Origin of the sequence: Streptomyces sp. NEAU-W12, from assembly GCF_026242095.1 — a bacterium.
GTDB lineage: Bacteria > Actinomycetota > Actinomycetes > Streptomycetales > Streptomycetaceae > Streptomyces.
On record NZ_JAPJDM010000083.1, the window covers coordinates 1 to 1,806 of the forward strand.

3 protein-coding genes are annotated in these 1,806 nt (G+C 62.8%); all 3 read right to left on the reverse strand.

The window, feature by feature from the left end:
* A partial coding sequence (locus ORI94_RS35140) for a DUF4279 domain-containing protein (RefSeq protein WP_266083164.1) occupies positions 1-670 on the reverse strand: 670 nt, incomplete at its 3' end.
* Positions 671-675: 5 nt separating this feature from the next.
* The gene (locus tag ORI94_RS35145; RefSeq protein ID WP_266083167.1) at positions 676-1,092 is read right to left on the reverse strand and encodes a DUF4279 domain-containing protein; all 417 of its coding nucleotides are present in this window, start codon (positions 1,090-1,092) and stop codon (positions 676-678) included.
* Between the two features lie 13 nt (positions 1,093-1,105).
* Positions 1,106-1,806: putative adhesin (locus ORI94_RS35150; protein ID WP_416237959.1), on the reverse strand; the 701-nt coding region annotated here is incomplete at its 5' end.

Genomic DNA, 1,806 nt, shown 5'->3' on the forward strand with positions numbered 1-1,806 from the left:
TCCTGCGGAGCATGGCGGTCAGGTCGGCGCGGTACGGGGCGAGTTCCGGGAGTTCACGGATCCGCTCCTCGACGAGCGCCCGGATCGTGGCCTCGCGTCCTTCCGGACGGATGTCGAACTCCCACCACGAGTCGGGAACCGCCAGCGACACCCCGACGGGCGCCGGGTCCGCGACGGTGCCCGGGTCTTCCTCATCGTCCCGTTGGGGCGCGCGGTGAGACCCGTCGGCTGCGGGCAGCCAGTCCCAAAGGTCTTCGGAACGTTCGGAAGGGACCGCGCCGGTGGTGAAGGAGAGCGGAAGCCCCAGAGCGGCCACTCGTGACAGAGCATGTGGTGAAAGGGGGATACGGGTACGCCCGTCCACCCGGCCGCTCAGGTCGACCTGCACGGTGAGCCCGGATTCGTCGAGTTCCCGGACGCCTTCCAGAACACCGGAGATCAGGTCCGCCAACTCGTTCAGAGCCTCTTCAAGACCCTGATGCGGTCCGGCCGTGACCTGGATCGCCCAGATTCCCTCACCGGGCCGGAAGCGTGAGTCCGCCGTCGGCTCGCGGTACAGCGACGGGGAAATGCCGAGCGCGCGTGTGACGTCTCCTGGAGTCAGGTCCTCTCCTGTGATGAGGAGGGTCGCTGCGAGACTGTCCCATGAGCGGGTCGAGATCGTCATCATTCTCGCTATCGGTCACTTGTGCTGGGTGAAACAACGAGGGGTACGTTCAGGTCGGCCAGTCTTGAGACCACGTCCGGGGTCAGTGAGAATGTGCTGCCGTTGCCGACGAAACCAGTGACACTGATCGAGATCTCATACCCCTGCGAAGTCAGATGATCAATTCCGGAGGTGTGGGGTTCAATTTGTTCAAGAAGTTTCTGGAACTGCTCGTTTACCCCTCCCGGTAGCCTTTTGTGTACAGTCAGAGACCAAACGCCTTCTTGAGGTAGGCCGGCCTTCCGGGTATCGGCGTCCGGAAGGCTCAATGAGGTCGGAGGTACCTGCATGGTTTCCGAGAGAAGGGCAGGGTCCAGGTCGGACTTGCGGATGACCAACTGCACACCCGTTTCTACCCAGTCCCCTTCCGTGTGGTCCCACTGCATTCGTTCGGCCCCTTCAGAAGATTTCACGGCATGCGGCCCAGTGTACGGTCCCCATACCGGGCTTGAGTAGCGCGTCCAGCTTTGTTCGTTCAACCACTGTGACCGAGTTCTCGAATACGCTGAAGCCGCCCCCTGGACCGGACGCCGGTGCGGCTAGCGTGTAATTGGGAATGACGTCTCCGGGTCGGGCCACTTGCAATGCCTCCCCGGGGTAGACTCCGGCCTCGACCGTGAGGCCGTCCAGACCGCCAAGTCGGTCGCCGTGCTCCACGTAGAACGACATGGACGTGCCTTCCGGCATCCTTATGGTGCCTGCTCCCTCTTCCAGGTACCCATGGCCGGCCAATACGGTCTCATCGGTTCTCCCTCCCTGGAACACCCGAGTCGCGTAATAATGCCCTTGCTCTGACGTGTATGTCTTTTTCGAGAGCTGCGGGTTCAGCTGGATGAGGGCTTGCTTGATCTGGTCGATCGAGGGAAGGGAGCCCCCGGACCCTCGGGACGCGGCCATGCTCAGCCATGACCCGTCGAAACCTCGGAAGACGTTCCGGGTCGCTGCACCGAAGCCGCGAACACTGTCTGCGAGGTTCTTCAGTCCGCCGCCGATGCCCCCCATGAAACCGTCGCCGAGAGCTTTCAGGCCTCCGGCCTTCCACAGTTTGCCGAGTTTGGCGAGGCTTGTGATGCCTTTGGTCGCGGGTATGCAGTCCAGGG